Here is a 22,874-nt window from a genome sequence, read left to right on the forward strand (position 1 = left end):
GGTGGGCGGCGACGGCACCCTGCTGGATGCCGGGCGCGCTGTCGCGGCGTCGGGCACGCCATTGCTCGGGGTGAACCTCGGGCGGCTCGGATTCATGGTCGACGTGCTGCCCGCGGACATGAGCGCCACGCTCGACGATATCTTCGCCGGCGACTACATTGCCGAATCGCGGCTGATGCTGCGCGCCCAGATCGAACGTGCCGATGGCCGTATGCAGCCCGAGCAGTTCTCGGCGATCAACGAATGCGTGATTCGCAACCAGGACTTCGCCCGGGTGCTGGATTTCGATACCTACATGAACGGCGCCTTCATCAGCCACCACCGCGCCGATGGCATGGTGGTGGCCACGCCCACCGGTTCCACCGCCTATGCCCTGTCCGGCGGCGGGCCGGTGCTACACCCGGCGCTCAACGCGCTGGCACTGGTGCCAATCTGCCCGCATACGCTCTCCGACCGGCCGCTGATCGTCGACGCCGACCATGAAATCGAGATCCGCGTGGCCGAAACGCTCGACGGCGCGGCGCTTTTCACCAGCGATGGCCAGGTCAGCCAGCCGCTCGGCGCGGGCGACTGCGTCCACATCCGTCGCGGCGCCCACGACCTCAAGCTCATCCACCCGCCCGGCTACGACTACTTCAATATTCTGCGCAACAAGCTGCAGTGGGGCCGCGGCCAGACGTTGGCGCACTCCTGATGCTCGCCGAAATCACCATTCGCAACTTCGCCATCATCGATCGGCTGGACGTGGAGTTCGAAGCCGGCATGACGGTGCTATCGGGCGAGACCGGCGCCGGCAAGTCGATCCTGGTGGACGCGCTCAACCTCATTCTCGGCGACCGGGCCGATGCCCAGGCCGTGCGCGAAGGCGCCGAACGCGCCGAGGTGAGCGCGCGCTTCGTGCTCGACGACGCCCCCACCGCACGCGACTGGCTGGCCGAACACGAGCTCGACGACGACAACGAATGCCTGATCCGGCGCGTGGTCGCCAGCGAAGGGCGCAGCCGCTGCTGGATCAACGGCACGCCCATGCCCGCGCGCGAATTGCGCGAACTCGGCGAACGGCTGGTTGATATCCACGGCCAGCATGCGCATCAGTCGCTGCTGCGTCGCAGCGCCCAGCGCGACCTGCTCGACGAATACGGCGAACATGGCGACGTTCTCGCTGCGGTGGCCGGGGCTGCCGAGACGCTGCGTGAAACCCGCGCTGCAATCGCGGCGATCGAGCAAGTTGACGACGCCGGCGCCATGCGGATCGATCTGTTGCGCTACCAGGTCAGCGAGCTGGAAGCGCTGGATCTGGGCGTCGACGAACTCGACGAGCTGGAAGCCGAGCATCGCCGCCTGGCCAGCGCCGAGCGGCTGATCGGCGACGGCCAGCGCGCGCTCACCCTGCTCTACGAAGCCGAGGAAGGCGCGGCCATGGATCAGCTGGGCAGCGCCGAGCGCCTGGTGGGCGATCTGGCCGAAATCGACGACGGGTTTGCGCCCATCCTCGAACTGGTGGCCAGTGCTCGTATTCAGGCCCAGGAAGCCGTCGACGCGCTGCGCCATCACGTGGATACGCTGGATATCGACCCGCAGCGCTTCAGGGAAGTCGAACAACGCCTGGGCAGCATCCAGGACCTGGCCCGCAAGCATCACTGCGCGCCGGCCGAGCTGCCGGCGCTGGCGGCACGGCTTTCCGAAGAGCTCGACACCCTGGAAGGCGCCGGCGCACGCCTGGAAACGCTCAAGAAAGACGAAGCCAGACAGACCGAGGCCTATCACGAAGCCGCGGCCGCGCTCAGCAAAAAACGCAGTGCGGCGGCCAAACAGCTGGGCGCGGCCATTACCGACATCATTCGGTCGCTGGGCATGCCGGAAGGCGAATTCAGCGTGCGCATCACCCCGGCCGCGCATACGCGCATCAACGCCAGCGGCACCGACGAGATCGAATTCCTGATCGCGGCCAACCCGGGCCAGAGCGCACGCCCGCTGGAACGCGTGGCTTCCGGCGGCGAGCTGTCGCGTATCAGCCTCGCGATCGAAGTGGTCGCGGCCACCCGAACCCGCGTACCGACCCTGGTGTTCGACGAGGTGGATACCGGCATCGGCGGCGGCGTGGCCGAGATCGTGGGCCGACAGCTGCGCGCGCTCGGCGCGGCCGGACAATCGCTGTGCGTGACCCACCTGCCGCAGGTTGCCGCCCAGGCCGCCCATCATCTGCATGTGGCCAAGCAGGTACGCAACGGCCACACCTCGACGCGGATCACCTATCTCGATGCCAATACGCGAGTCGAGGAAATAGCGCGCATGCTCGGCGGCGTCGAACTGACCGCGCAAACGCGGGCCCATGCCGCCGACATGATCGAACGGGCCCGCGATTGAGAGCGCGTATATTGCGCCGGACAAGCGCATTCGCGAGTCGCGCGCCGCGCACGTTTGGCAGCTACAAAACGGCTGCCGTATGATGCCCATCGCCAACTACGGGTCCAGAAGTCTATGAGAACAGCCGCCCTACTCGTCATGCTGCTCATGCTCAGCGCATGCAGCCTACCGGTCTTTTTCCGCGTGCCGGTGGTGCAGGGCAACGTGGTGACGGCCAAAAACGTCAACCAGCTCGAAATCGGCATGACCAAGCGTCAGGTCGAGTACGTCATGGGCACGTCGCTGATCGACAGCAGCTTTGAAAACGATCGCTGGGACTACGTCTTCTACTACCGCGATCCGCGCGCACACGTGCGCAAAAGCGAGCTCAACCTCTATTTCGTCAACGACAAGCTTGCCGAGATCGATGGCGACGAGGAATACACTTCGCAAATCATGGATGACGAACCGGTGCCGTCCAGCGTGACCCCCGGCCCGGATAACGACCTGCCCGGTAGCGACGACATCGACCGCTCCGCCGATCGTCAGCTCAGCCGCCCTCTACCCGGCACCTGAGCCGTCGGCCGCCGCGCGTTCGTCGCGGCGACGGGCATCCACGCGCGCACGGCGACGCTGGCGCGGGTCGGCGGTGAGAGGACGGTAAATCTCGAGGCGCTCACCCCCGTTGAGCGGCTGGTCGTACCTGATCTTGCGCCCATACACGCCCAGCGGCGGGGTATCCGCGCCGACGCGTTCGCGATAGATACGATCCAGCCCGCTGGCCTGAAACGCATCCGCCGCACTCACCGGCGGTTGAAGGCATACCCGCCGGCGCAGGCATTCGCCCGGCAACGCCAGCACCACGTCCACTTCGATCGCTTCGCTCACGGAAACCACACCATTTCGATCAGGCGCAATGCGCCCAGTGCATAGGCCAGCACGAGCACCAGCACGATGCGCGTGGGATAGCGCAACAGCGCATGCCAGACCGCAAACCCGGTCGCGCGACTGTATCCGCCGGCATGTTGCCAGGCATCGACCAACCGCTTCCGGGCCAATACCCGCCCCAGCAGGATACACAGAAGCAGCCCGGTCAACGGCCCGATGAGCTGGGCGGTGATCAGCATCAGCCAACCGAACAGGTTGTAGCCGCACAGGGTCACCCGATCGAGCACGCCAAAGGAAAGCAGTGCCGCCATGCCCAGCAGCGCCAGCACCAGACCCGAATAGAGCGTGGCACGCAGGCGCGTATAGCCGCTGCGCTGCTGGACCAGCTGGACCACCGGCTCGAACAGGCCGATCGCGGTCGACAGACTCACCAGCGCCACCAGCACGAACATGATCGGCGCCTGCCAATCGCCGGCCATGGCGACCGGCAGAGTTTCGAACAGGCTCTGGATGCCGACATCCAGATCGGCTTCGCTGGGGCCCACGAACACAGCCAGCATGAAGGCACAGGCCAGCGACACCGCCAGATCGACCCCCAGAATCAGCAGCGAAAACCGTACCACCGGTGTATTGCTGGGCAGATAACTACCGAAACACACCACTACCCCGGTGCCGAGGCTGAGCGTGAAAAAGGCTTGATACAGCGCTTCGAACACGCCGCGCCAGCCCAGCGCGGCAAAGTCGACCGCGAAAATCGCATAAAGCGCATCGTCGGCGCGCGCATGCATGGCCGCAGACACGACCAGCGCGGTCAACGCCATGAGCATGCAGAAGGCCAGCGTACGCATGACCGGCTCGACGCCGCGCCGCAGCCCGTGTGCCGCGGTTGCGACGATCAGGCCAAAGAACAGCAGCAGCCAGCCGAAACCACGCTCCGAATCGCGCGCGAACGTCACGAACTGCGCGCTCGCCGCCGACACCGAACTGCCGTCGAGCATGCCGGTCACGCCGCGCAGACTGTAGGCCAGACTCCAGGCGGCCACCACGCTGTAGGCAGCCAGCAGCATGCCGGCGCCGACCACTGCGAGATAACCGCTCCAGATCCACAGGCGCGAATGCGGCGCGTTGCGGGTCCAGGCTGCGATAACGCCGGGCACGTCCGCGCGCGTGCCCCGCGCCATGAGCAGCTGGCCGGATAACAACGGCAACCCCATGCTCAGCAGCGCCGTGACATAGACCAGCAAGAACGCGCCGGCGCCGTAATCCGACAACAGATACGGCAGGCGCCAGAGGTTGCTCAAGCTCACGACCGCCGCCGTCATCGCGATTACGAAGCGCGATGAAGAAGACCATTCCGGACGCTGTGCGAAGGCCACCATCAGCGCTTGAGGCGCCTGGATGGGCAGACGCATGCGCGCGTTGCCACATGGCTTAAAGCGGGCATCGGTCTGCCTGTCTGAAATCGATCATGCACGTACGCCCCGCGGCTGGCACGCGCTTGTCGCCCACGCGCTGTGAATTAAGGCCGGCAAATCATCCCCCCGGTTCCCTGCTTGCCCTGGCCCGCTATACTAAGGCCATGGCAAAGCAAAAAAACAGCAAACAGCCCAGTTCGACCATCGCGCTCAACAAGCGTGCGCGTCACGACTTCTTTCTGGAAGAACGTCTGGAAGCCGGTCTCGTGCTCGAAGGTTGGGAGGTCAAGGCGCTGCGTGCCGGCAAGGGGCGCATCACCGAAGCCTATGTGCTGATCAAGGACGGCGAAGCCTTCCTGCTTGGCAGTCATATCCAGCCGCTGGAATCGGCGTCCACGCACGTGGTGGTGGATGCCACGCGTACGCGCAAGCTGCTGCTGCACGAGCGCGAGCTGGCCACCCTGATCGGCGCGACCGAACAGAAAGGCTTTACCGTCGTACCGCTGGCGATGTACTGGAAGCGTGGCAAGGCCAAGCTCGAGATCGCGCTGGCCAAGGGCAAGGCGAACTACGACAAGCGCCAGACGAAGAAGGAAGCCGACTGGAATCGCCGCAAGGCGCAAATCCTGCGCACCTGATCGCGACCGGCTTGATTTTATTCCTGCCGCCCACACCCTGTTTTACTGCTACAATCTAATTGCCTTTTTCGGGGGCGACATGGCTTCGACGCGGATGTCAAAACCCAAGGTGCATGCCGAGGTCGCAAATCAACCTCGTTAATCAATTTGCAACCTAAGCTAGTTGCGAACGACGACAACTACGCTCTAGCAGCTTAAAAAGCCTGCTAGTGCCCGACCGGTAAGTGTCTGTGCTTCCGGACCCGGGTATCGACTCTTGCAGACTCGCGGCAAGGCCCCGCTTCGGGCCGACCCGTTAAGAGCAAACGAAGATACGCGCAGGTTTTCCCTTTTCGTCGGGTAACCTCGCGCCGACAATCAAAGACGAAATAAGCATGTAGACCCGAGGGTCGAGAATCCGCGGACGCGGGTTCGATTCCCGCCGCCTCCACCAAGTCGGCCCCGTATCGCAAAGCGCGATACGGGGCTTTTTCTTGCCTGCCGGATCTGCCCGCCGGCCGTGCCGTTTGTTACCCGGCCGCCGTACGAACCCGGCCTCGATCGCGCCTGCCGCGAACAGCGTCCACATCGCAGTGTCCAAGCGCCGGCGCTGGGCATTACGAACCGCCTGTGCGGTGGAGCACGCCGTACATGGCATAGTTGATGCTGAGCCTTTGCCATGGTGGCCGTCTCACCCAAGCCCGCCACCGTTTGTTTGATGACCGCTATTCGGATTCGATGACCGACACCAACATCATCCTTTTCTTTGTCGGCCTGCTGCTTTTTCTGAGCGTAGTCGCCAGTTCGCTGGCGCGCTTCGGTCCGCCCTTGCTGCTGATCTTTCTGCTGGTGGGCATGCTGGCCGGCCAGGACGGCCCGGGCCAGATCGATTTCGACAACGTGCCGCTGGCGTTTTTCATCGCCAACCTGGCGCTGGCGATCATCCTGCTCGACGGCGGTCTGCGTACCCACCTGCAGACATTCCGGGTGGCACTATGGCCGGCGTTATCGTTGGCCACCGTGGGCGTGCTTGTATCGGCGTCGCTGGCCGGCGCGTTCATCGCGGTGTGGCTGAACCTGGACTGGCGTTATGGCCTGTTGCTGGGGTCGATCGTGGCCAGCACCGACGCGGCCGCCGTGTTCTCCCAGCTGCGCAGTTCCGGCGTCACCTTGAACCAGCGCGTTAGCGCCACCCTCGAGATCGAGTCCGGCACCAACGATCCGATGGCCATCTTCATGGTCACCTTCCTGCTGGCCACGATCGATGCCAGCGAGGGCTTCACCGCCTCGAGCATCGCCAGCGAAATCGTCTCGCAGTTCGGTATCGGGATCGCGGGCGGGCTGTTGCTGGGTTACGGCCTGTCGTTTCTGGCCTCGCGCGTGCGCCTCGTCGAGGGCCTGTATGCCCTGCTGGTGGCTTCCGGCGGACTGATGGCGTTCACCGCTATCAACCAGCTCGGCGGCAGTGGCTTTCTCGGAATCTATTTGGTGGGACTGGTGGTGGGCAATCGCCGCAACCATGCCTCAGAACACGTCTTTCGGGTGATGGACGGACTGGCCTGGATCGCCCAGGCCGGCATGTTTCTGGTGCTGGGCCTGCTGGTCAACCCGCACCAGCTGTGGGCGCATGCCGGCGCGGCCGCGCTGATCGCAGCATTCCTGATGTTCGTGGCCCGCCCGCTGGCGGTGTGGCTGAGCCTGCTGCCCTTCAACTTCCCGACCCGGGAGCAGGGTTTCATTGCCTGGGTGGGCCTGCGCGGCGCGGTGCCTATCGTGCTGTCGCTGTTCCCGCTCATGGCCGAACTCGAAGGCGCCCAGTTTCTATTCGATATCACCTTCGCGGTCGTGCTGGTATCGCTGATCGTGCAGGGCAGCTCCCTGGCCTGGACCGCGCGCCTGCTCAAGCTCGAGGTGCCGCAGGAACCGGGGCCACAGGCAACCTTCGGCTTTCTCGGCCAACGCCGACAGAACTTCGTGTTGCTGGCCTTTCGTATCGAACCGGCGTCCAGCCTGGCCACCACGCAGGGAGAGGCCCTGCAGCGCTTCGAGGGTCTTCGCTGTATCGCGGTCACGCGCTCACACCGCCTGCTGTTTCCCAAGGCCCACTTCGTGTACGCCGTGGGCGACCTGCTGTATCTGATCACGCCGGCCCAGCACAGCGATGAACTCGGCAAACTCTTTCGTGGCGACACCAAGCATGCACCCGAGGCACGGCGGTTTTTCGGCAGTTTCACGCTGCGCGGCGATGCCGCGATGTCGGAGCTGGCCGGCGTATACGACCTGAGTCTGTCCGAACACCACTGGGAGCTGTCGATTGCCGACTATATGCGCCGTCGGCTCAAGCGCCGGCCCGTCGAAGGCGACGTGGTCGATGTCGACGGCCTGCGCCTGACCGTACGGTCACTGCATGCGGGCATCATCGAGACCGTCGGGCTGCAGCTGCACGATGACAGTGAGACCGAGAGCGAAACCAAATCGACCAAGCGTCGCCGCGGATCGCCGCCGCCTGCCGCCCATTGACGGCCCCGACGAAAGCGCACACCGGCGCGGTAGCGCAAGCGGCGACTATTAGTCATTGGGTACCCGAACAGCTGAACGGATCAGCTTTTCTCAACGGCTTCGCGGCCTTTGGCTGCGGTACGCGTGCGTTCGCGCACGTGCGTTATCGGTCCGCAAACGGATCTATTGCGATACACGGTGCCTAGCCCGATGCCGCCCGAGCGTTGAGAAGAGCCGGCGAGCGCCGGTTTTCGCCGGGATCAGTCCCGTGGTTGACGCGGCCTGTGTGCGCCGCCAAACCCGTGTCCCTGGGCTAGACAGTAGGCGAGCCACTTGTTGAGCAACAGGTTGCGCGGCCATTGCGTGGCGAGCACGTCTTCGTCTATTTCCGGCACGCCGGCAAGCGCCACGTAGCGCGAACGCGCGTCACAGGAAATGGCTTCGGCCAGCTGGGCGTCCTGGTAGACGCGCAGCAACAGATCGGGATCGGCATGGCGTGCATCACCTTCGCCGAACCAATAGGTCAGATGCACGGTCGTGGTATAGCGACAGCGTTCGACAACGCGCAGATAGAGCGTGTCGTCGGCACCCCGCGATTCGGCCGTCTCGAAGGGCAGATCCAGCTCCGGCACCAGCCGCTCGAAGCGACGGTAGTTGCTCTCGTAGAGGCCCATAAGGCCCGTAAAGCTCCGGGGCTGTGCCGCGGCCAGCCAGTGATTGCGTTGTAGTGTGGGCATCTAGCGGACTATACGGCAGGGTGAACGCTTTTCAAATCGGCCGGCCGATACCACGCCAGCAGCTTAGAAGGAGCGACGACGGATGTTCTTGTCCTGCATGATCATGGTCGCGATCTCTTCGATCGACTTGTTGGTGGTCTCCGAGTAGGACAGGCCGTGGCGCTTGTACAGGCCTTCCGCCTGGCGCAGCTCGTAGGACACCTGCGGCAGCGCGGCATACTGGCTGCCCTTGCGGCGCTCGCTACGGATCTGGTGCAGGCGTTCGGCGTCGATCCACAGACCGTAGAGCTTGTCCTTGTGCTCGGCCAGCGCGGGCGGCAGCGTGCGTCGTTCGAGGTCTTCCTCGGTGAGCGGGTAGTTCGCGGCATACACGCCGTGCTGCATGGCCAGATAGATACATACCGGCGTCTTGCCGCAACGCGAGGGGGCGATGAGGATTACCTGGGCCTTGTGGTAGCCGTTCTCGCCCACGCCGTCATCGTGGGTCAACGCATAGTTCATCGCATCGATGCGGGATTCGTAGATGTCCTCGTCGGCTATGCCATGAGCACGCCCTTCCCGATGCGTGGACTTGGTATCGAGCGCGCCTTCCAGCGCCGGCACGAACTGATCGAACAGATCCAGAAACACCACGTTGCCTTCGCGCAGGATCTTGCGCACCTCATCGCTGACCGTGGTCGAGAACACGATCGGTTTGAGGCCGCTCGCAGCGCCGGTGTGCTCCATGTATTCCAGCGCCGAACGCGCTTTTTCCGGCGTATTGACGAACGGCAGCGTCGACTGGCGGAAAGAGCCTTCGTCGAACTGGGTAAGCAGCGTCGCGCCCAGGGTTTCCGCGGTAATACCGGTGCGATCCGATAGAAAGAATATCGAGCGTTTGGGGTGATCGTTCGTTGTCATGACGGCTATCGTGCACGAGCGTCGACGCTTCGACTAGCCATGTATTCGCGGCCATACCGGTCGCACGCAATGCGTTTTTCGACCCGGCAGCATTCGCGAATGTGTAAAATCGCGCTTTCGAACGTTTACCTGCGAGGACGCACATCTTGCAAAGCGAGCACGTGGCCTGGTTCAGCCAGCTGGGAATGAACGACGTCGAGACGGTAGGCGGCAAGAACGCCTCTCTGGGCGAAATGATCAGCCATCTTGCCGATGCGGGCGTGAATGTGCCGGACGGTTTCGCGACCACTGCCGATGCCTATCGCCAGTTTCTGGCCCACGACGGGCTGGCCGATCGCATCAACGCCGCGCTCGATGCGCTGGACGTCGACGACGTCGATGCCCTGGCCGAAACCGGTGACAAGATCCGCCGCTGGGTGATCGACCACCCCTTCCCGCCCGAGCTCGAAGACGCGATCCGTGAGTCTTTCGAAACGCTGGCCGGCGACAACGCGGATATTTCCGTGGCCGTGCGCTCGTCGGCAACCGCGGAAGACCTGCCCGACGCCTCCTTCGCCGGCCAGCAGGAAACCTTTCTCAACGTCCGCGGGCTCGACAACGTCATGCTCGCGATCAAGGACGTGTTCGCGTCGTTGTTCAACGACCGCGCGATTTCCTATCGCGTCCACAAGGGCTTCGAACACAGCCAGGTGGCCCTCTCGGCGGGCATCCAGCGCATGGTGCGTTCGGATACCGGTTCTTCGGGCGTCATGTTCACCATCGATACCGAATCCGGCTTCGACCAGGTGGTGTTCATCACCAGCTCCTGGGGCCTGGGCGAGGCCGTGGTCCAGGGCGCGGTGAACCCCGATGAATTCTATGTCTACAAGCCCAACGTCGACGCCAAACGCCCGGCCATCCTGCGGCGGGTGAACGGCGGCAAGGCCGTGAAGATGGTCTATACCGCCGATCGCAGCCACGGCAAGACGACCGAGTTCGTGGACGTGGACGCCGCCGACCAGAGCCGCTTTTCGATCACCGATGCTGACGCCGAGGCCCTGGCTGCCCAGGCCCTGATCATCGAGCGCCACTACGGCCGGCCGATGGATATCGAATGGGGCAAGGACGGCGAAACCGGCGAGCTCTATATCCTCCAGGCACGTCCGGAAACGGTGAAATCCAACAGCGGCGGTACGCTTGAACGCTACCAGCTCAACTCGGCCGGCCGCGACATTCTGGTGGAAGGCCGTTCGATCGGCCAGCGCGTGGGTGCCGGCAAGGTACGCAACGTCAAGTCCATCAAGGAAATGAACAAGGTCCAGGCCGGCGATATCCTGGTCACCGACATGACCGACCCGGACTGGGAGCCGGTCATGAAGCGCGCCTCGGCGATCGTGACCAACCGCGGCGGACGCACCTGCCACGCCGCGATCATCGCGCGCGAGCTCGGTATTCCGGCCGTGGTCGGCTCGGGCAACGCAACCGAAAAGCTCACCGACGGCATGCCGGTCACCGTGTCCTGTGCCGAGGGCGATACGGGCTATGTCTACGACGGCGAGATCGACTTCAACGTCGACGAGGTCTCGCTCGACAAGATGCCCGAGATCAACACCAAGATCATGATGAACGTGGGCAACCCCGAGCGCGCCTTCGACTTCTCCATGACGCCGAATGCCGGCGTGGGGCTGGCGCGGCTCGAGTTCATCATCAACCGCCAGATCGGCGTGCACCCGCGCGCCCTGCTGGAATACGACGACCAGCCCGACGATCTGAAAAAGACGATCGATGCGCATATCGCCGGCTATTCCAGCCCGGTCGAGTTCTATATCGATCGCCTGGTCGAAGGCATTGCCACGATCGCGGCGGCGTTCGCGCCCAAGCCGGTGATCGTGCGTCTGTCGGACTTCAAGTCCAACGAATACGCCAACCTCATCGGCGGCGAGCGCTTCGAGCCGGAGGAGGAAAACCCGATGATCGGCTGGCGCGGCGCCTCGCGCTATCTGGCCAAGGATTTCACCCCCTGCTTCGAGCTGGAGCTGGCCGCGGTCAAGCGTGTACGCAACGACATGGGTCTGAAGAACGTTCAGATCATGATCCCGTTCGTGCGCACGCTCGGCGAAGCCAAGGGCGTGAGCGATCTGCTTGCCGCACACGGCCTCAAGCGCGGCGAAGACGAGCTCAAGATCATCATGATGTGCGAGCTGCCCTCGAACGCGATTCTGGCCGACGAGTTCCTGGAATACTTCGACGGCTTCTCCATCGGCTCCAACGACATGACCCAGCTCTCGCTGGGGCTGGACCGCGACTCCGGCCTGATCTCGCATCTGTTCGACGAGCGTGACCCGGCGGTGAAGGTGATGCTGGAAAAAGCCATCTCGGCCTGCAAGCGCAACAACAAGTACGTAGGCATTTGCGGTCAGGGCCCGTCGGACTACCCTGATCTGGCCAAGTGGCTGCTCGAGCAGAATATCGAGAGCATGTCGCTCAACCCCGATACCGTGGTCAGCACCTGGCTCTATCTCGCCGGCGAGAGCGTATAGCCCCCGTATTTTCGTCAAGCCAGGAGACCGTATGTCCGCAAAGCTGCCCCTGTTCGTCGATGCCGAGCAGCTGAACGCCGTGATCGGCGATGCCGACGTTCAGATCATCGCCGTCGACAGCGCCAGCGATTATGACCGGGCGCATATCCCGGGGGCACTGCAAATCGCGATAAGCGATTTCACGGCCAGCGCGGCACCGGTCGCCGGCCTGCTGCCGGATGCCCGGCAGCTTGCCGACGTCTTTTCCGACGCCGGGCTGCGTAACGATGCCCATATCGTGGCCTACGACCGGGCCGGCGATTCCCAGGCCGCACGCCTGCTTTATACGCTCGACGTGATGGGGCATGAGCGTATCTCGTTGCTCGACGGCGGGCTGTCGGCCTGGCATGAAGCCGGGCTTGCGCTGGAAAGCGGGCCGCCCCAGGCCGGTGCCAGCGCGTTTAACGTCGAACGCCGGGCCGAAGGCATTGCCGATCGCGGCTGGATCGAGGCGCATCTGGACGATCCCGACGTGGCGTTTCTGGACGTGCGCAGCGCGCCCGAATATGCCGGCACCGATGTGCGCAGCGCCCGTGGCGGCCATATCCCGCGCGCAACCAACCTCGACTGGAATCTGCTCAAGGGCCCGGACGGCCGGCTGCGTCCGCGCACCGAGCTGCTTCAGGTCATCTCAGAGCACGATATCGAAAGCGAGCACGAGATCGTCAACTATTGCCAGAGCCATATGCGCTCCTCGTATAGCTATCTCGTACTCAAGTACCTGGGCTTCGACAAGGTTCGCGGCTATCCCGGGGCCTGGTCGGACTGGGGCAACGCCACGGATACGCCCATCAGCGACACGCTCGACGCAAGCTGACAATGCCCGGCCCGGCCACGCGCAGGGCGCCTGCGCGCCGCCCACGGTACGGGCCAGCCCCTGGTTCTGAGCCGGGCCGATTTATGCAGGGTTCCATCGCGGCGCTTGTTTCAAGCGTGAAGGCCTCGGCGTGAGCGCTCGCGCCGTGGACCTGCGCCGCGGCGCGATGATGGCCGTGGCCGGCGCCGCGGCCTTTGCCGTGGTCAGCGCCTGCATAAAGCTTGTGGGCAGCGATCTGCCCAATACGGTGGTCGTATTCTTTCGCAATCTGTTCGCGCTGGCGGTGCTCTTGCCGTGGCTTGCGCGACGCGGGCCGACAGCCGTATCCATGCGTACCGCTCGGCCGGGCATGCATTTACTGCGGGCAACGACCGGCCTCGGGGCCATGTACTGCTTTTTCTATGCGCTGTCGCAGATGCCACTGGCCAGCGCGGTACTGCTCAACTACAGCCAGCCGTTGTTTCTGCCCTTCATTGCCTGGCTATGGCTGGGCGAGCGGCCAGCCGCGCGTATCTTTCCCGCAGTGATCATCGGGTTCATCGGCGTGCTGCTTATTCTCAAGCCCGGCCTCGGCTGGCAGGGCCCCGCAGGGTTGGCCGGCCTGGCGGCCGGGCTGTTGGCTGCGACCTCAATGGCGGCCATTCGTCGGATGTCCGATACCGAGCCGACCGTACGTATCGTGATGTATTTCAGCGTGCTGGGCACTCTCGTATCCGCCGTCCCTGCGATCGTCTCCTGGCAGACGCCTACGCCCGCGCAATGGCTGGCGCTGTTTGGCGCGGGCAGTATCGCAACGGCCGGCCAGCTGCTGCTCACCCGGGCCTACAGCCTGGCACCGGCTGCGCATATCGGCGCCCTGATCTATACCACGGTGTTGTTCGCGGCCCTGATCGGTTGGGCAGGATGGCAGGAAACACCCGATCTTTTGAGCGCGCTCGGCGCGGCAGCGGTGATCTGCGCAGCGTTGATCGTGGTCGTGACCCGCCGTCGACGCAGCTAGGGCATACCAACCCATGAAACACGCGCTGCGCGCATTGACGCGCCGAATTCTGCCCGCAAATGAAGAAGGCTATCGCGGCCCGGTAAGCGATCATTTCGACGGCCGGCGTTTTCATAATCCATCTCCGATCCGCCACCGCCCCGGCGATCTACTGAGCTGGTGGCGCAACCGCGACAGCCAGCCCTGGCAACGGATCGAACACTTCGATCCGCCGCCCTCGCCGGCGCAGTGCGTTGACGACGGCGTGTGCATCACCTGGATCAACCACGCCACGGTGCTGGTTCAGACCGCCGGCCTGAACATTCTCACCGACCCCATCTTTTCCCAGCGCGCCAGCCCCCTGTCCTGGGCGGGTCCGCGCCGTTATCACCCGCCCGGTGTGGCGTTCGACGCCCTGCCGCCCATTCATGTCGTCGCCATCAGCCATGCCCACTACGACCATCTCGACCGCGCGTCGATCCGGCGCCTGATCGCCCGGTTCGACCCGCTGTTCGTGGTGCCGCTGGGCCTCGAGGCCTGTATCCACCGTTTCGGTGGGCGGCGGGTGGTCAGTCGAGACTGGTGGCAGGGTCTGGATTTGAGCGCGCGGGTTCGGGTTACGCTCACGCCCGCGCGGCACTGGTCCCGGCGTGGCCTGTTCGACCGTAATCGCAGCCTATGGGCCGGTTTCTGGTTCGACACCCCGGCAGGCCCGATCTATTTTGCCGGCGATACCGGCATGGGGTCGCATTTTCAGGCGATACGACAGCGCCTGGGCGCGCCGCGTATCGCGCTGTTGCCGATTGGCGCCTATGAGCCGCGCTGGTTCATGGCCCCGCAACACATGAACCCGGGCGACGCCGTTGAAGCACATCAACGACTCGGCGCCTGCCAGAGTGTTGGTATCCACTTCGCGACCTTCAAGCTCACAGACGAAGGTCAACACGCGCCGGCCACGGCATTGGCGAGCGCGCGGGCGGCCGCCGGGCTCGCCGCCGAGCACTTCATCGTGCCCGCGTTCGGGCAGTCCCTGCACTTCGAATCGAACGCAACAAGACGGGGCTAGGGCCCGTCGTCACGGGAGATGCCATCGCATTGCCCGTGCCGGGCGTGTCAGGCAAGGCGCGGGCCGATATCGACGCGTTATTTATTGCGCCGGCGCCAAGAAATGACCGCCGACACCAATCGGGCGTCCTTCGCAATCGCGGCGCAGCCGCTGCATGCGCCGCCAGCGCTTGCCTCAAGCGGCTGGCGTGGCGGTTAGCGACCGCGTGCCGATTCGCCGACCGCAACGGCGCGTGACTGGTGGTGCAGCTGCCATTCCGCCAGCCATTCGCACAGTTTGTCGAACGGCATGGGCCGACCCATGTAATAGCCCTGAATGATGTCGCAGCCCAGTTCGCGCAGCTTGACGCTCTGGTTTTCATACTCGATGCCTTCTGCCACCGCCCGTAGGCCCAGCGCATGCCCGAGCTCGATCGTTGCCTTGACGATGGCCATGTCGGTATCGGACTCGAGCATATCGGTGACGAACGAGCGGTCAATCTTGATTTCGCTGGCCGGCAGGCGCTTGAGATAGGTCAGCTGCGAATAGCCGGTGCCGAAGTCGTCGATCGAGATATGGATGCCCATGTTCGATACGCGCGTTACCACATCCATGGTGCGGCGCTGATCGGACATGAGCGTGTCTTCGGTGATCTCGATAGTCAGCACTTCCGAAGGTACTTCGTAGGTCGCCAACAGATCGGCCAGCAAGTCCGGAAACTCCGGGTCGAGAAGCGAGCGAGCCGACAGGTTGACCGATACGCCAATGGACCAGCCTTGCTTGCGCAAGGCCGCATTGTATTCGAGCGCCCTGCGCAGCACCCATTTGGACAGCTCATTCATCAGGCCGGCACGTTCGGCGCGCGGAATGAACTCGCCCGGTGGCAGAAAGCCGCGGCGCGGGTGCTGCCAGCGCACCAGCGCTTCCATGCCGTGTACTTCGTCCGCCTGAACATCGATGAGCGGCTGCAGATACAGCACCAGCTGGTCTTGTTCGATGGCAGTGCGCAGTTCCGCGCTGAGGCTGTGCATTTCGGCGTCTTCGACCGGCATCGCGGTCTGCACCAGTTCGAAGCCGCCGCCGCCGGCCTTGGCATGCTGCATCGCCCCGTCGGCGGCATTCACCAGCCCGAAGGAATCGGTGGCGTTGTCCGGATAGATCGCACCGCCAACGCTGGCAGCGAGGTTCAACGAGAGCTTGTCCAGCGTACACGGCGGAATCAGGACGTCGCGCATGCGCTGGGCCAGGTCTTCGAGCGCGCGGGTGGATTGCAGGGCGTCGACCGCCAGGCCGAAGCTGTTGCCGCCCAGTCTGGCCAGAATCGAGCCGGTATTTTCCGTGGCGTTGGAGAGCCGGCGTGCCACGCTTTTGAGTACGCGATCCCCGTTGGCCGCGCCGAACTGATCGTTGACTTCCGAAAAGCCGTCGAGGTCGAGCACGATCACGCCGACCCGCGTGCGATTGAGCTCGGCGTTGCCCAGCGTGGCGTCGAGCTGCTGCAAAAAGTAAGCGCGGTTGGCCAAACCGGTCAACGTGTCTTCCTGTTCGAGACGCCGTGCTTCGGCCTGGAGCGCGAGCTTTTCGTTGTGCTCTCCATCCGGGTTCTTGGATCGCGCGCGCGCCGAATCGTCGGCAAAGACCACCGCCACGCCCTGGCCCCACAGGGCGAAGACAAAAGGCATCAGGTCCAGTGCCAGCAGCATGGGGTTGCCCACCTGGGCCGCGTATAGATTGGCCAGCGTCAGCGACTCGCCCGATAGCATGACCGCTGCAACGGTGGCCATCAGCACCGCGAATACCGCGATCGCGAAGCCATAAACGGCGTAGCGGGACATACCGCCACGAAAGACCGAGGTGATCCGGGATAAAGACGTTGCGTTCGACTGCTGCAAGAAGGCCTCCCCCGGGGGAGCGTTCACTCCGACACCGGCATCTTCAAAAAACTTCTAAATTACAAAGCACTACAACGCCGTAACTGGATCGACCGGCGGTTATGGCCGGCCGCGACCGAGCGGCACATCGGCCGCTTCCAACGCGGCCACGAGCGCTGTGAAGGCATTATCGGCCGCAACCGGCGTTCCCCTTACCCCAAATTCGATAGAACGTTTGCCGCTGGCGTTCGGCAGACAGGCGATACGCACATCCGGATGTGCGTCCATGACCTGTTGCATGAGGTCTATGAGCGCGCTTTCCGGGGTGTCGAGCACTTCCAGCAGCCGTTCGACGTTGCGTTCTGCGCGCTGCAGATGCGGGTAGTGGGTATCCAGCACCCATTCGATCATCGGCCAGGCCATGCTGGGGAAACCGGGCACGAAATGATGGTGGCCGAACTTGAAACCGGGCACCTGATTGACCGGGTTGGGAATGACCGTAGCACCGACCGGCCACTCCACCATGTGGATGCGCTTGGGATAGGCCTCGTCACCGAACCGCGCTTCCAGCAGCGCTCGGCCTTCGGCATTGAATTCCAGCGCCACGCCGGCTGCAGCCGCCGCGCACTGGCGGGTTCGGTCGTCGGGGGTAGCACCGATACCGCCAAAGCTGAACACGATGTCGTTACCTGCCAGCGTTTCGCGCAGCGTGGCTTCCAGCAGCCCGGCATCGTCGCCGACCATGCGTGCCCAGGACAGCTCCATGCCCCGCGCGTCGAGGATCTCGATGACCCGCGGCATGTGCTTGTCCTGGCGCTTCCCCGACAGCAGTTCGTCGCCTATCAAGACAATGCCGATACGTTGCGCTACAGAAGACGGGCTGTGATCCACGTGCTGCGAGGCCTCTTGTTTTTTATCTGATACAAACAAGCGGGCCACGTCGAAACGTGGCCCGCTCGTATCACTTCATGCCAAGCCGGTATCAGGCTTCCGGCAGCCAACCGGACTGCTCGATGGCACCGAAGATATCGGTTTCGGTGGTGATGCCCATCGGCTCGCCATCCTTGCCGGCCACCAGCAAACGGCTGATGTTGTTCTCGGCAATGGTGTTGGCCGCATCGCGCAGATGCGTTTCCGGGGCCACGGTGACCACCGGGCGCGAGGCGATCTCGCCCACCGTGATATCCGTGGGCGATTTACCCTCGCGCACGATCTTGGTGACGATATCGCGACGGGTCATGATGCCCCACTCGCCGGAATCGTTGGGCTCGACCACCAGCGACGAGACTTCGTTCTTGCGCATCTCGTGCATGGCGTCATGCACGCTGGTCTCGTCGGTGACGGTAATCAGCGTACGCGTCATCACGTCCGATACGCTCGTGGGCGTGCGCCCGCTGGCGATCATTTCTTCCATGGGCTGAAGCAGACGACGGATTTCACGCTGCTTGCGCTCGCGGGCAAGCTTTTCGCTGCGCTGCTTGCGCTTGGTTTCCAGGTCGATACCGCCGTTGATCTGCTCGATCAGCGCATCGGCAAATTCCTTGGTGCCGACTTCCGTGGCGCCTTCCATGTTGCGGGCGAAATCGTAGGTCACGATCTTGTCCGCGAGCACTTCCGGATAGGCCAGCGAAATCAGGTCAGCGGCTTCCTGCCAGCCGATGTATTCGAGCATGTTCACGCCCGAGAACAGCAGCGAACCGGGGTTGACCTTGTTCTTGTCGGCGTACTTGGGTGCTGTGCCGTGGGTGGCCTCGAACACGGCGATGTTGTCGGACATGTTGGCACCCGGGGCGATGCCGATACCGCCGACCTCGGCCGCCGCGGCGTCCGAGAGGTAGTCGCCGTTGAGGTTCATGGTGGCCAGCACGTCGAAATCGTCCGGGCGCAGCAGCATGAGCTGGAAGATGATGTCGGCGATGCGATCCTTGATCACGATCTTGCCTTCCGGCTGACGACCGTTGTACTCGGAGTACAGCTGGTCCTCGGTGATCGTGCAGTGGCCGAATTCCTCGCGGGCGACTTCATAACCCCAGGCACGGAAGGCGCCCTCGGTGAACTTCATGATGTTGCCCTTGTGCACCAGGGTCACCGATTCGCGGCCGTTGTCGATCGCGTACTGGATGGCCTTGCGCACGAGACGCTTGGTGCCGAATTCCGAGATCGGCTTGATGCCCAGGCCGGCATCCTCGAAGAAATCGGCCTTCATTTCCTCCTTGAGGAATTTGGCCAGCTTCTTGTTCTCGTCGGTGCCGGACTGGTATTCGATACCGCAGTAGACGTCTTCGGTGTTCTCGCGAAAGATCACCACGTCGACCTTACCCGGGTCTTTCAGCGGCGACGGCACGCCCGCGTAGTGGCGCACGGGGCGAACACAGGCGTAGAGGTCGAGTTCCTGGCGCAGCGAGACGTTGAGCGAGCGAAAGCCCTCGCCGACCGGCGTGGTCAGCGGGCCCTTGATGGCGACCCACAAGTCTTTGATGGCTTCCAGCGTTTCGGCCGGGAAGTAGTCGCCGTCGTAGACCTTGGCAGCCTTTTCGCCCATGAACAGCTCGGCCCAATGAATCTTGCGCTTGCCGCCATAGGCTTTCTCGACCGCCGCGTCCCAGATGCGCAGACAGGCCTTGGTGATATCGGGGCCGATCCCGTCGCCCTCGACATAGCCGAGGATGGGGTTGTCCGGCACATTCATCTGATCGTTTTCGACGGTGATCTTCTGTCCGTCTTCGGGCAAGCGCACGTGCTTGTAGGCCATGGGCCGCTACTCCTTGTATATCTCGCGTAAAAAGCAGGCCGCCGGCTTGTGCCGGCAGCGCTGGAATTCGAATCAGCCCTTGTTGGCTGCGTTTTCGAGCATCGTCTTGAGCTCGCCGGACTGGAACATGTCGATCACGATATCCGAACCGCCCACCAGCTCGCCGTTGACGAACAGCTGCGGAATGGTCGGCCAGTTCGAATAGACCTTCACGCCCTGGCGATAGATCTCTTCGTCGTCAAATACGTTGACGGCCTTGAACGGCACGCCGCAGGCCTTGATCGCCTCGGCGCTGCGTGCCGAAAAACCGCACTGCGGGAAGTCCGGGGTGCCCTTCATGTACAGCACGATCGGATTGTTCTCGACCTCGTTCTTGATGACTTCCATTGCCTTCGCGCTCATGGCGTTGTCCTCTGATTCGAAAAAACTGTTATTAGCTCGATTATAACGCGCCTGTCGAGGCCACGTTACGACGAAACGCCGTAACCGCCGCCGCCGGCCGAGATGATCATGAGGCGCTGCCCGGCGTTTGCAACGCCGGTGCATTTCGGTGCGAGCGTATCGCTATCGAGCCGATTTTCGCCCGGCGCGCCATCGCCCCCGCCCGCGCGCCCCCAGGGCGCATGCCGGCGGCGCTCGGCGAGCACCGTATAGCTGGCCTCGGCAAGGAACTCGATCTCGCGGATCAGCCCGTCCCCGCCGCGGTGTGCGCCCGTGCCGCCGCTGTCGCGGCGTAGCGCATAGCGACGCATGCGCAGGGGAAAATGACGCTCGAGTACCTCGACCGGTGTATTGAGCGTATTGGTCATATGGGCCTGTACACCGCTGGCGCCGGCCCGATTCGGTCCGGCGCCCAGGCCGCCGCCCATGGTTTCGTAATAATCCCAGGCTGTATCGGCACCGTGCGAGCCCAGCGCGACGTTGTTCATGCTGCCGTGGCTGGCTGCCGGAATACGATCGTCGATGGCGTGGGCGAGCGCGCCGAGCACGGCATCCACGACGCGCTGGCTGGTTTCCACGTTGCCGGCTGCCACCGCGCGCGGATGGCGTGCGTTGAGCAGCGACCCTTCGGGGGCGCTGATTTGGATATCCTCGAACGCCCCGGCACAGGCGGGTACCTGTTCCGGCATCAGGCAACGAAAAACATAGAGCGCGCCCGCGGCGGTCACCGAAAGCGGGCAGTTCACGTTGCCTGCCGTCTGCTGCGCACTGCCGTCGAAATCGACGGCGATACGGCCATCGTCGATATCGATCCGACAGGCGATCGCCAGGTCGCGGTTGCCCTGACCGTCGTCGTCGAGCACATCGGTGAACGTATAGCGGCCGTTGGGCAATTCGCGCAGCGCGCTGGCGGCCAGTTCCCGGGCATAGTCGTTGTACTCGCGCAGCCGCTCGCGAAAGGCATGCACATCAGCGGCCTCGCCCTCGCCGATCAGCGCCGACAAACGTTTCAAGCCGACCCGATTGGCCGCGATCTGGGCGCTGAAATCCCCGCGTGCAATCGGCGGGTTGCGCAGATGCTCGAGCCAACCACCCAGTACCGATTCGTCGATACGATCGTTATCCACCAGCGCGACCGGCGCGATCACGAGCCCTTCTTCATCGAGGCTGCTCGACAGCGGCATGGACCCGGGCGAGTCGGCCCCGATATCGGCGTGGTGGGCACGATTGGCCACGAAGGCGACCAGCTGCTCGCCCACGAACAGCGGCGCGATCAGGGTCACGTCCGGCAAGTGCGTGCCGCCCAGATACGGATCGTTGAGCGCGATCATCTGCCCCGGCGCCCAATCGCGCGCGGCGACGATATCGGCCATCGCATACGCCATACTGCCGAGATGCACCGGGATATGCGCCGCCTGAGCACACAGCCGCCCCTGCGCATCGAACACCGCGCAGGAGTAATCCAGCCGATCGCGGATATTGGGCGAAAAGGCAGCCTGCGCGAGGCTCGCGCCCATCTCTTCACAGACCGCGGTGATACGGCTGGCGAAAATCGCCAGTTCGATGGCGTCGGCGGGCTTGGAATGCGCTTTATCGTTCATGGGGTCGAGTCTAGGGCCTGTCGACGTTTCGTACGAGCCCGCGCCAGGCGGGCACTCGTCGGCACGGCCTGGATCGCCCACCAGAATAAGCCGGCGCGGCCCGCGGCGTTGCGCGTATCGGTCCTGGCACGCTCGACACGGCGACTCGCCCCTTGCGGACAGGCTGCGCGATACCGCGACAGGCCCTCGCAGCGCCCGCGCAAACCGCCCGTCGTGTGGTGCGGCAAAGCCGCGTGGCAGCGCGGATATGCCCGCCGCGCTTTGAAAAATGACGGACAAACCCTATATAACTAGTCGGCGTTGATTCACTCATCTCAATACAAGGGATACGTCATGGCATTTGAACTGCCCGATCTACCTTATGACTACGACGCGCTCGAACCGTATATCGACGGTCGTACGATGGAGATTCACTACGAGAAGCATCACAACGCTTATCTGACCAAATTCAAGAAAGCCATCGAAGGCACCGAGCTCGAAGATCAGGATCTGGAAACGATTCTGTCCAAGGCCGGCCAGCACGGCCCCGGCGTTCGCAACCAGGGTGGCGGTTACTTCAACCACATCCTTTTCTGGGACAGCATGTCGCCTTCCGGCGGCGGCAAGCCGACCGGCGGCCTGGGTACGGCCATCGACTCCAGCTTCGGCTCCTTCGATTCCTTCAAGGAAGAGTTCACGAACGCGGCCACCGGCCTGTTCGGTTCGGGCTTCGTATGGCTGGTCCCGCAGGGCAACCAGCTCAAGATCGTGTCCACCCAGAACCAGGACAACCCGATCATGGACGTGGTGTCCGAGTCCGGTAAGCCGGTGATGGGCCTGGACGTCTGGGAGCATGCCTTCTACCTGAAGTACCAGAACCGCAAGCCGGAATACGTGGATGCCTGGTGGAACGTCGTCAACTGGGACGGCATCGCCAAGCGCTACGACGAGCAGGTCGGCTAGAACGATCCGCAGTTTGCGCTAGAATACGGCCCCGTCGCGATGCGGCGGGGTCGTTTTTCGTTTGGGGGATCGGTATTGCGGCGATCCGGTTTCGACGTATGCAACCACCCCATCAGGACGCCTTATGGCCAATTCGCATCTAATTCCGACTTATAAACGCCAGCCCATCGCCTTCGAGCGCGGCGAAGGCGCGTGGCTGTTCGACAGCCAGGGCGAGCGCTATCTCGATGCCCTGTCCGGCATCGCGGTGAACACGCTCGGCCATGCCCATCCGGCACTGGTCGAGGCCATTGCCGATCAGGCCGGCCGACTGTTGCACACCTCCAACCTCTACGAGATCGACGTCCAGACGCGTCTGGCCGACCGCCTGTGCGAAGTCGCCGGCATGGACGCCGTATTCTTCGGCAACAGTGGCAGCGAGGCCAACGAGGCCGCCATCAAGCTGGCCCGGCTGCATGGCCACAAG

General features: G+C 63.7%; 20 protein-coding genes and 1 other RNA gene. 12 read left to right on the forward strand and 9 right to left on the reverse strand.

Going from position 1 to position 22,874, the window contains the following annotated elements; translation table 11 throughout:
• The 3 genes from ABNU97_RS11725 to bamE all read left to right on the forward strand — a co-directional run.
• Positions 1 to 694: NAD(+)/NADH kinase (locus ABNU97_RS11725; protein WP_348766889.1), on the forward strand; the 694-nt coding region annotated here is incomplete at its 5' end.
• Complete coding sequence (gene recN, locus ABNU97_RS11730; protein WP_348766890.1) at positions 694 to 2,367, forward strand: DNA repair protein RecN; 1,674 nt, start codon at positions 694 to 696, stop codon at positions 2,365 to 2,367. The genes ABNU97_RS11725 and recN, both read left to right, overlap by 1 nt.
• Before the next feature lie 114 nt (positions 2,368 to 2,481).
• The gene (gene bamE, locus ABNU97_RS11735; RefSeq protein WP_348766891.1) at positions 2,482 to 2,922 is read left to right on the forward strand and encodes an outer membrane protein assembly factor BamE; all 441 of its coding nucleotides are present in this window, start codon (positions 2,482 to 2,484) and stop codon (positions 2,920 to 2,922) included.
• On the opposite strand, the gene ABNU97_RS11740 is transcribed toward bamE, so the two are convergent.
• Together ABNU97_RS11740 and ABNU97_RS11745 are read right to left on the reverse strand one after the other, a co-directional pair.
• Positions 2,908 to 3,234 carry an RnfH family protein gene (locus ABNU97_RS11740; RefSeq protein WP_348766892.1) on the reverse strand — a complete coding sequence of 109 codons (327 nt, stop codon included), beginning with the start codon at positions 3,232 to 3,234 and terminating at the stop codon, positions 2,908 to 2,910. The two genes, bamE and ABNU97_RS11740, sit on opposite strands and share 15 nt — an antisense overlap.
• Positions 3,231 to 4,646, reverse strand: a complete 1,416-nt coding sequence (locus tag ABNU97_RS11745) for a sodium-dependent transporter (RefSeq protein ID WP_348766893.1) — start codon at positions 4,644 to 4,646, stop codon at positions 3,231 to 3,233. The genes ABNU97_RS11740 and ABNU97_RS11745 overlap by 4 nt, the downstream gene beginning before the upstream one ends.
• A 167-nt stretch (positions 4,647 to 4,813) precedes the next feature.
• Between ABNU97_RS11745 and smpB the strand changes: the two genes are divergently transcribed.
• The 3 genes from smpB to ABNU97_RS11760 all read left to right on the forward strand — a co-directional run bounded on the left by smpB (position 4,814) and on the right by ABNU97_RS11760 (position 7,786).
• Complete coding sequence (smpB, locus tag ABNU97_RS11750) at positions 4,814 to 5,287, forward strand: SsrA-binding protein SmpB (RefSeq protein ID WP_006913421.1); 474 nt, start codon at positions 4,814 to 4,816, stop codon at positions 5,285 to 5,287.
• Between the two features lie 70 nt (positions 5,288 to 5,357).
• Positions 5,358 to 5,720, forward strand: a transfer-messenger RNA (tmRNA) gene (ssrA, locus tag ABNU97_RS11755).
• A 284-nt stretch (positions 5,721 to 6,004) separates the two neighbouring features.
• Positions 6,005 to 7,786 carry a potassium/proton antiporter gene (locus ABNU97_RS11760; RefSeq protein WP_348766894.1) on the forward strand — a complete coding sequence of 594 codons (1,782 nt, stop codon included), beginning with the start codon at positions 6,005 to 6,007 and terminating at the stop codon, positions 7,784 to 7,786.
• Between the two features lie 239 nt (positions 7,787 to 8,025).
• Here ABNU97_RS11760 and ABNU97_RS11765 read toward each other — a convergent pair whose 3' ends face one another.
• Complete coding sequence (locus ABNU97_RS11765) at positions 8,026 to 8,502, reverse strand: DUF1249 domain-containing protein (protein WP_348766895.1); 477 nt, start codon at positions 8,500 to 8,502, stop codon at positions 8,026 to 8,028.
• A 63-nt stretch (positions 8,503 to 8,565) separates the two neighbouring features.
• Positions 8,566 to 9,402 (reverse strand): pyruvate, water dikinase regulatory protein, encoded by an 837-nt coding sequence (locus tag ABNU97_RS11770; RefSeq protein WP_348766896.1) that lies wholly within the window; start codon positions 9,400 to 9,402, stop codon positions 8,566 to 8,568.
• 146 nt (positions 9,403 to 9,548) lie between these two features.
• Between ABNU97_RS11770 and ppsA the strand changes: the two genes are divergently transcribed.
• The 4 genes from ppsA (at position 9,549) to ABNU97_RS11790 (ending at position 14,822) form a co-directional block, all read left to right on the forward strand.
• Positions 9,549 to 11,921, forward strand: coding sequence for a phosphoenolpyruvate synthase (ppsA, locus tag ABNU97_RS11775; protein ID WP_348766897.1), 2,373 nt, complete (start codon positions 9,549 to 9,551; stop codon positions 11,919 to 11,921).
• A gap of 31 nt (positions 11,922 to 11,952) precedes the next feature.
• Entirely contained in the window at positions 11,953 to 12,777 is an 825-nt protein-coding gene (locus tag ABNU97_RS11780) for a sulfurtransferase (RefSeq protein WP_348766898.1), read from the forward strand.
• A 130-nt stretch (positions 12,778 to 12,907) separates the two neighbouring features.
• Entirely contained in the window at positions 12,908 to 13,777 is an 870-nt protein-coding gene (locus ABNU97_RS11785) for a DMT family transporter (protein ID WP_348766899.1), read from the forward strand.
• Between the two features lie 13 nt (positions 13,778 to 13,790).
• Positions 13,791 to 14,822, forward strand: a complete 1,032-nt coding sequence (locus ABNU97_RS11790; RefSeq protein ID WP_348766900.1) for an MBL fold metallo-hydrolase — start codon at positions 13,791 to 13,793, stop codon at positions 14,820 to 14,822.
• A gap of 194 nt (positions 14,823 to 15,016) precedes the next feature.
• Here the strand turns inward: ABNU97_RS11790 and ABNU97_RS11795 are convergent, their stop codons facing one another.
• The 5 genes from ABNU97_RS11795 to ABNU97_RS11815 form a co-directional block, all read right to left on the reverse strand.
• Positions 15,017 to 16,693 carry an EAL domain-containing protein gene (locus tag ABNU97_RS11795; protein ID WP_348766901.1) on the reverse strand — a complete coding sequence of 559 codons (1,677 nt, stop codon included), beginning with the start codon at positions 16,691 to 16,693 and terminating at the stop codon, positions 15,017 to 15,019.
• Between the two features lie 99 nt (positions 16,694 to 16,792).
• The gene (locus ABNU97_RS11800) at positions 16,793 to 17,518 is read right to left on the reverse strand and encodes a molybdopterin-binding protein (protein WP_348766902.1); all 726 of its coding nucleotides are present in this window, start codon (positions 17,516 to 17,518) and stop codon (positions 16,793 to 16,795) included.
• A 136-nt stretch (positions 17,519 to 17,654) separates the two neighbouring features.
• On the reverse strand, positions 17,655 to 19,424 hold the full coding sequence (gene icd / locus ABNU97_RS11805; RefSeq protein WP_348766903.1) for an isocitrate dehydrogenase (NADP(+)): 1,770 nt from the start codon (positions 19,422 to 19,424) through the stop codon (positions 17,655 to 17,657).
• Positions 19,425 to 19,496: 72 nt separating this feature from the next.
• On the reverse strand, positions 19,497 to 19,826 hold the full coding sequence (gene grxD, locus ABNU97_RS11810) for a Grx4 family monothiol glutaredoxin (protein ID WP_293627168.1): 330 nt from the start codon (positions 19,824 to 19,826) through the stop codon (positions 19,497 to 19,499).
• A 65-nt stretch (positions 19,827 to 19,891) separates the two neighbouring features.
• Entirely contained in the window at positions 19,892 to 21,466 is a 1,575-nt protein-coding gene (locus tag ABNU97_RS11815; protein ID WP_348766904.1) for a hydantoinase B/oxoprolinase family protein, read from the reverse strand.
• 333 nt (positions 21,467 to 21,799) lie between these two features.
• On the opposite strand from ABNU97_RS11815, the gene ABNU97_RS11820 reads away from it, so the two are divergent.
• Both ABNU97_RS11820 and ABNU97_RS11825 read left to right on the forward strand, forming a co-directional pair.
• Positions 21,800 to 22,408: a superoxide dismutase gene (locus tag ABNU97_RS11820; protein ID WP_348766905.1), complete on the forward strand. Its 609-nt coding sequence runs from the start codon at positions 21,800 to 21,802 to the stop codon at positions 22,406 to 22,408.
• A gap of 124 nt (positions 22,409 to 22,532) precedes the next feature.
• On the forward strand, positions 22,533 to 22,874 hold a 342-nt coding region (locus ABNU97_RS11825; RefSeq protein WP_348766906.1), incomplete at its 3' end, for an aminotransferase class III-fold pyridoxal phosphate-dependent enzyme.

Origin of the sequence: uncultured Salinisphaera sp. (genome assembly GCF_964012375.1) — a bacterium.
Classification (GTDB): Bacteria; Pseudomonadota; Gammaproteobacteria; order Nevskiales; family Salinisphaeraceae; genus Salinisphaera.

Coding starts and splice junctions, on each gene's coding strand:
- icd (WP_348766903.1), bottom strand. CDS start 19,424: ATGGCCTACAAGCACGTGCGCTTGCCCGAAGACGGACAGAAGATCACC.
- ABNU97_RS11815 (WP_348766904.1), bottom strand. CDS start 21,466: ATGAACGATAAAGCGCATTCCAAGCCCGCCGACGCCATCGAACTGGCG.
- ABNU97_RS11765 (WP_348766895.1), bottom strand. CDS start 8,502: ATGCCCACACTACAACGCAATCACTGGCTGGCCGCGGCACAGCCCCGG.
- smpB (WP_006913421.1), top strand. CDS start 4,814: ATGGCAAAGCAAAAAAACAGCAAACAGCCCAGTTCGACCATCGCGCTC.
- ABNU97_RS11820 (WP_348766905.1), top strand. CDS start 21,800: ATGGCATTTGAACTGCCCGATCTACCTTATGACTACGACGCGCTCGAA.
- ABNU97_RS11745 (WP_348766893.1), bottom strand. CDS start 4,646: ATGCGTCTGCCCATCCAGGCGCCTCAAGCGCTGATGGTGGCCTTCGCA.
- bamE (WP_348766891.1), top strand. CDS start 2,482: ATGAGAACAGCCGCCCTACTCGTCATGCTGCTCATGCTCAGCGCATGC.
- ABNU97_RS11770 (WP_348766896.1), bottom strand. CDS start 9,402: ATGACAACGAACGATCACCCCAAACGCTCGATATTCTTTCTATCGGAT.
- ABNU97_RS11760 (WP_348766894.1), top strand. CDS start 6,005: ATGACCGACACCAACATCATCCTTTTCTTTGTCGGCCTGCTGCTTTTT.
- grxD (WP_293627168.1), bottom strand. CDS start 19,826: ATGAGCGCGAAGGCAATGGAAGTCATCAAGAACGAGGTCGAGAACAAT.
- ABNU97_RS11790 (WP_348766900.1), top strand. CDS start 13,791: ATGAAACACGCGCTGCGCGCATTGACGCGCCGAATTCTGCCCGCAAAT.
- recN (WP_348766890.1), top strand. CDS start 694: ATGCTCGCCGAAATCACCATTCGCAACTTCGCCATCATCGATCGGCTG.
- ABNU97_RS11780 (WP_348766898.1), top strand. CDS start 11,953: ATGTCCGCAAAGCTGCCCCTGTTCGTCGATGCCGAGCAGCTGAACGCC.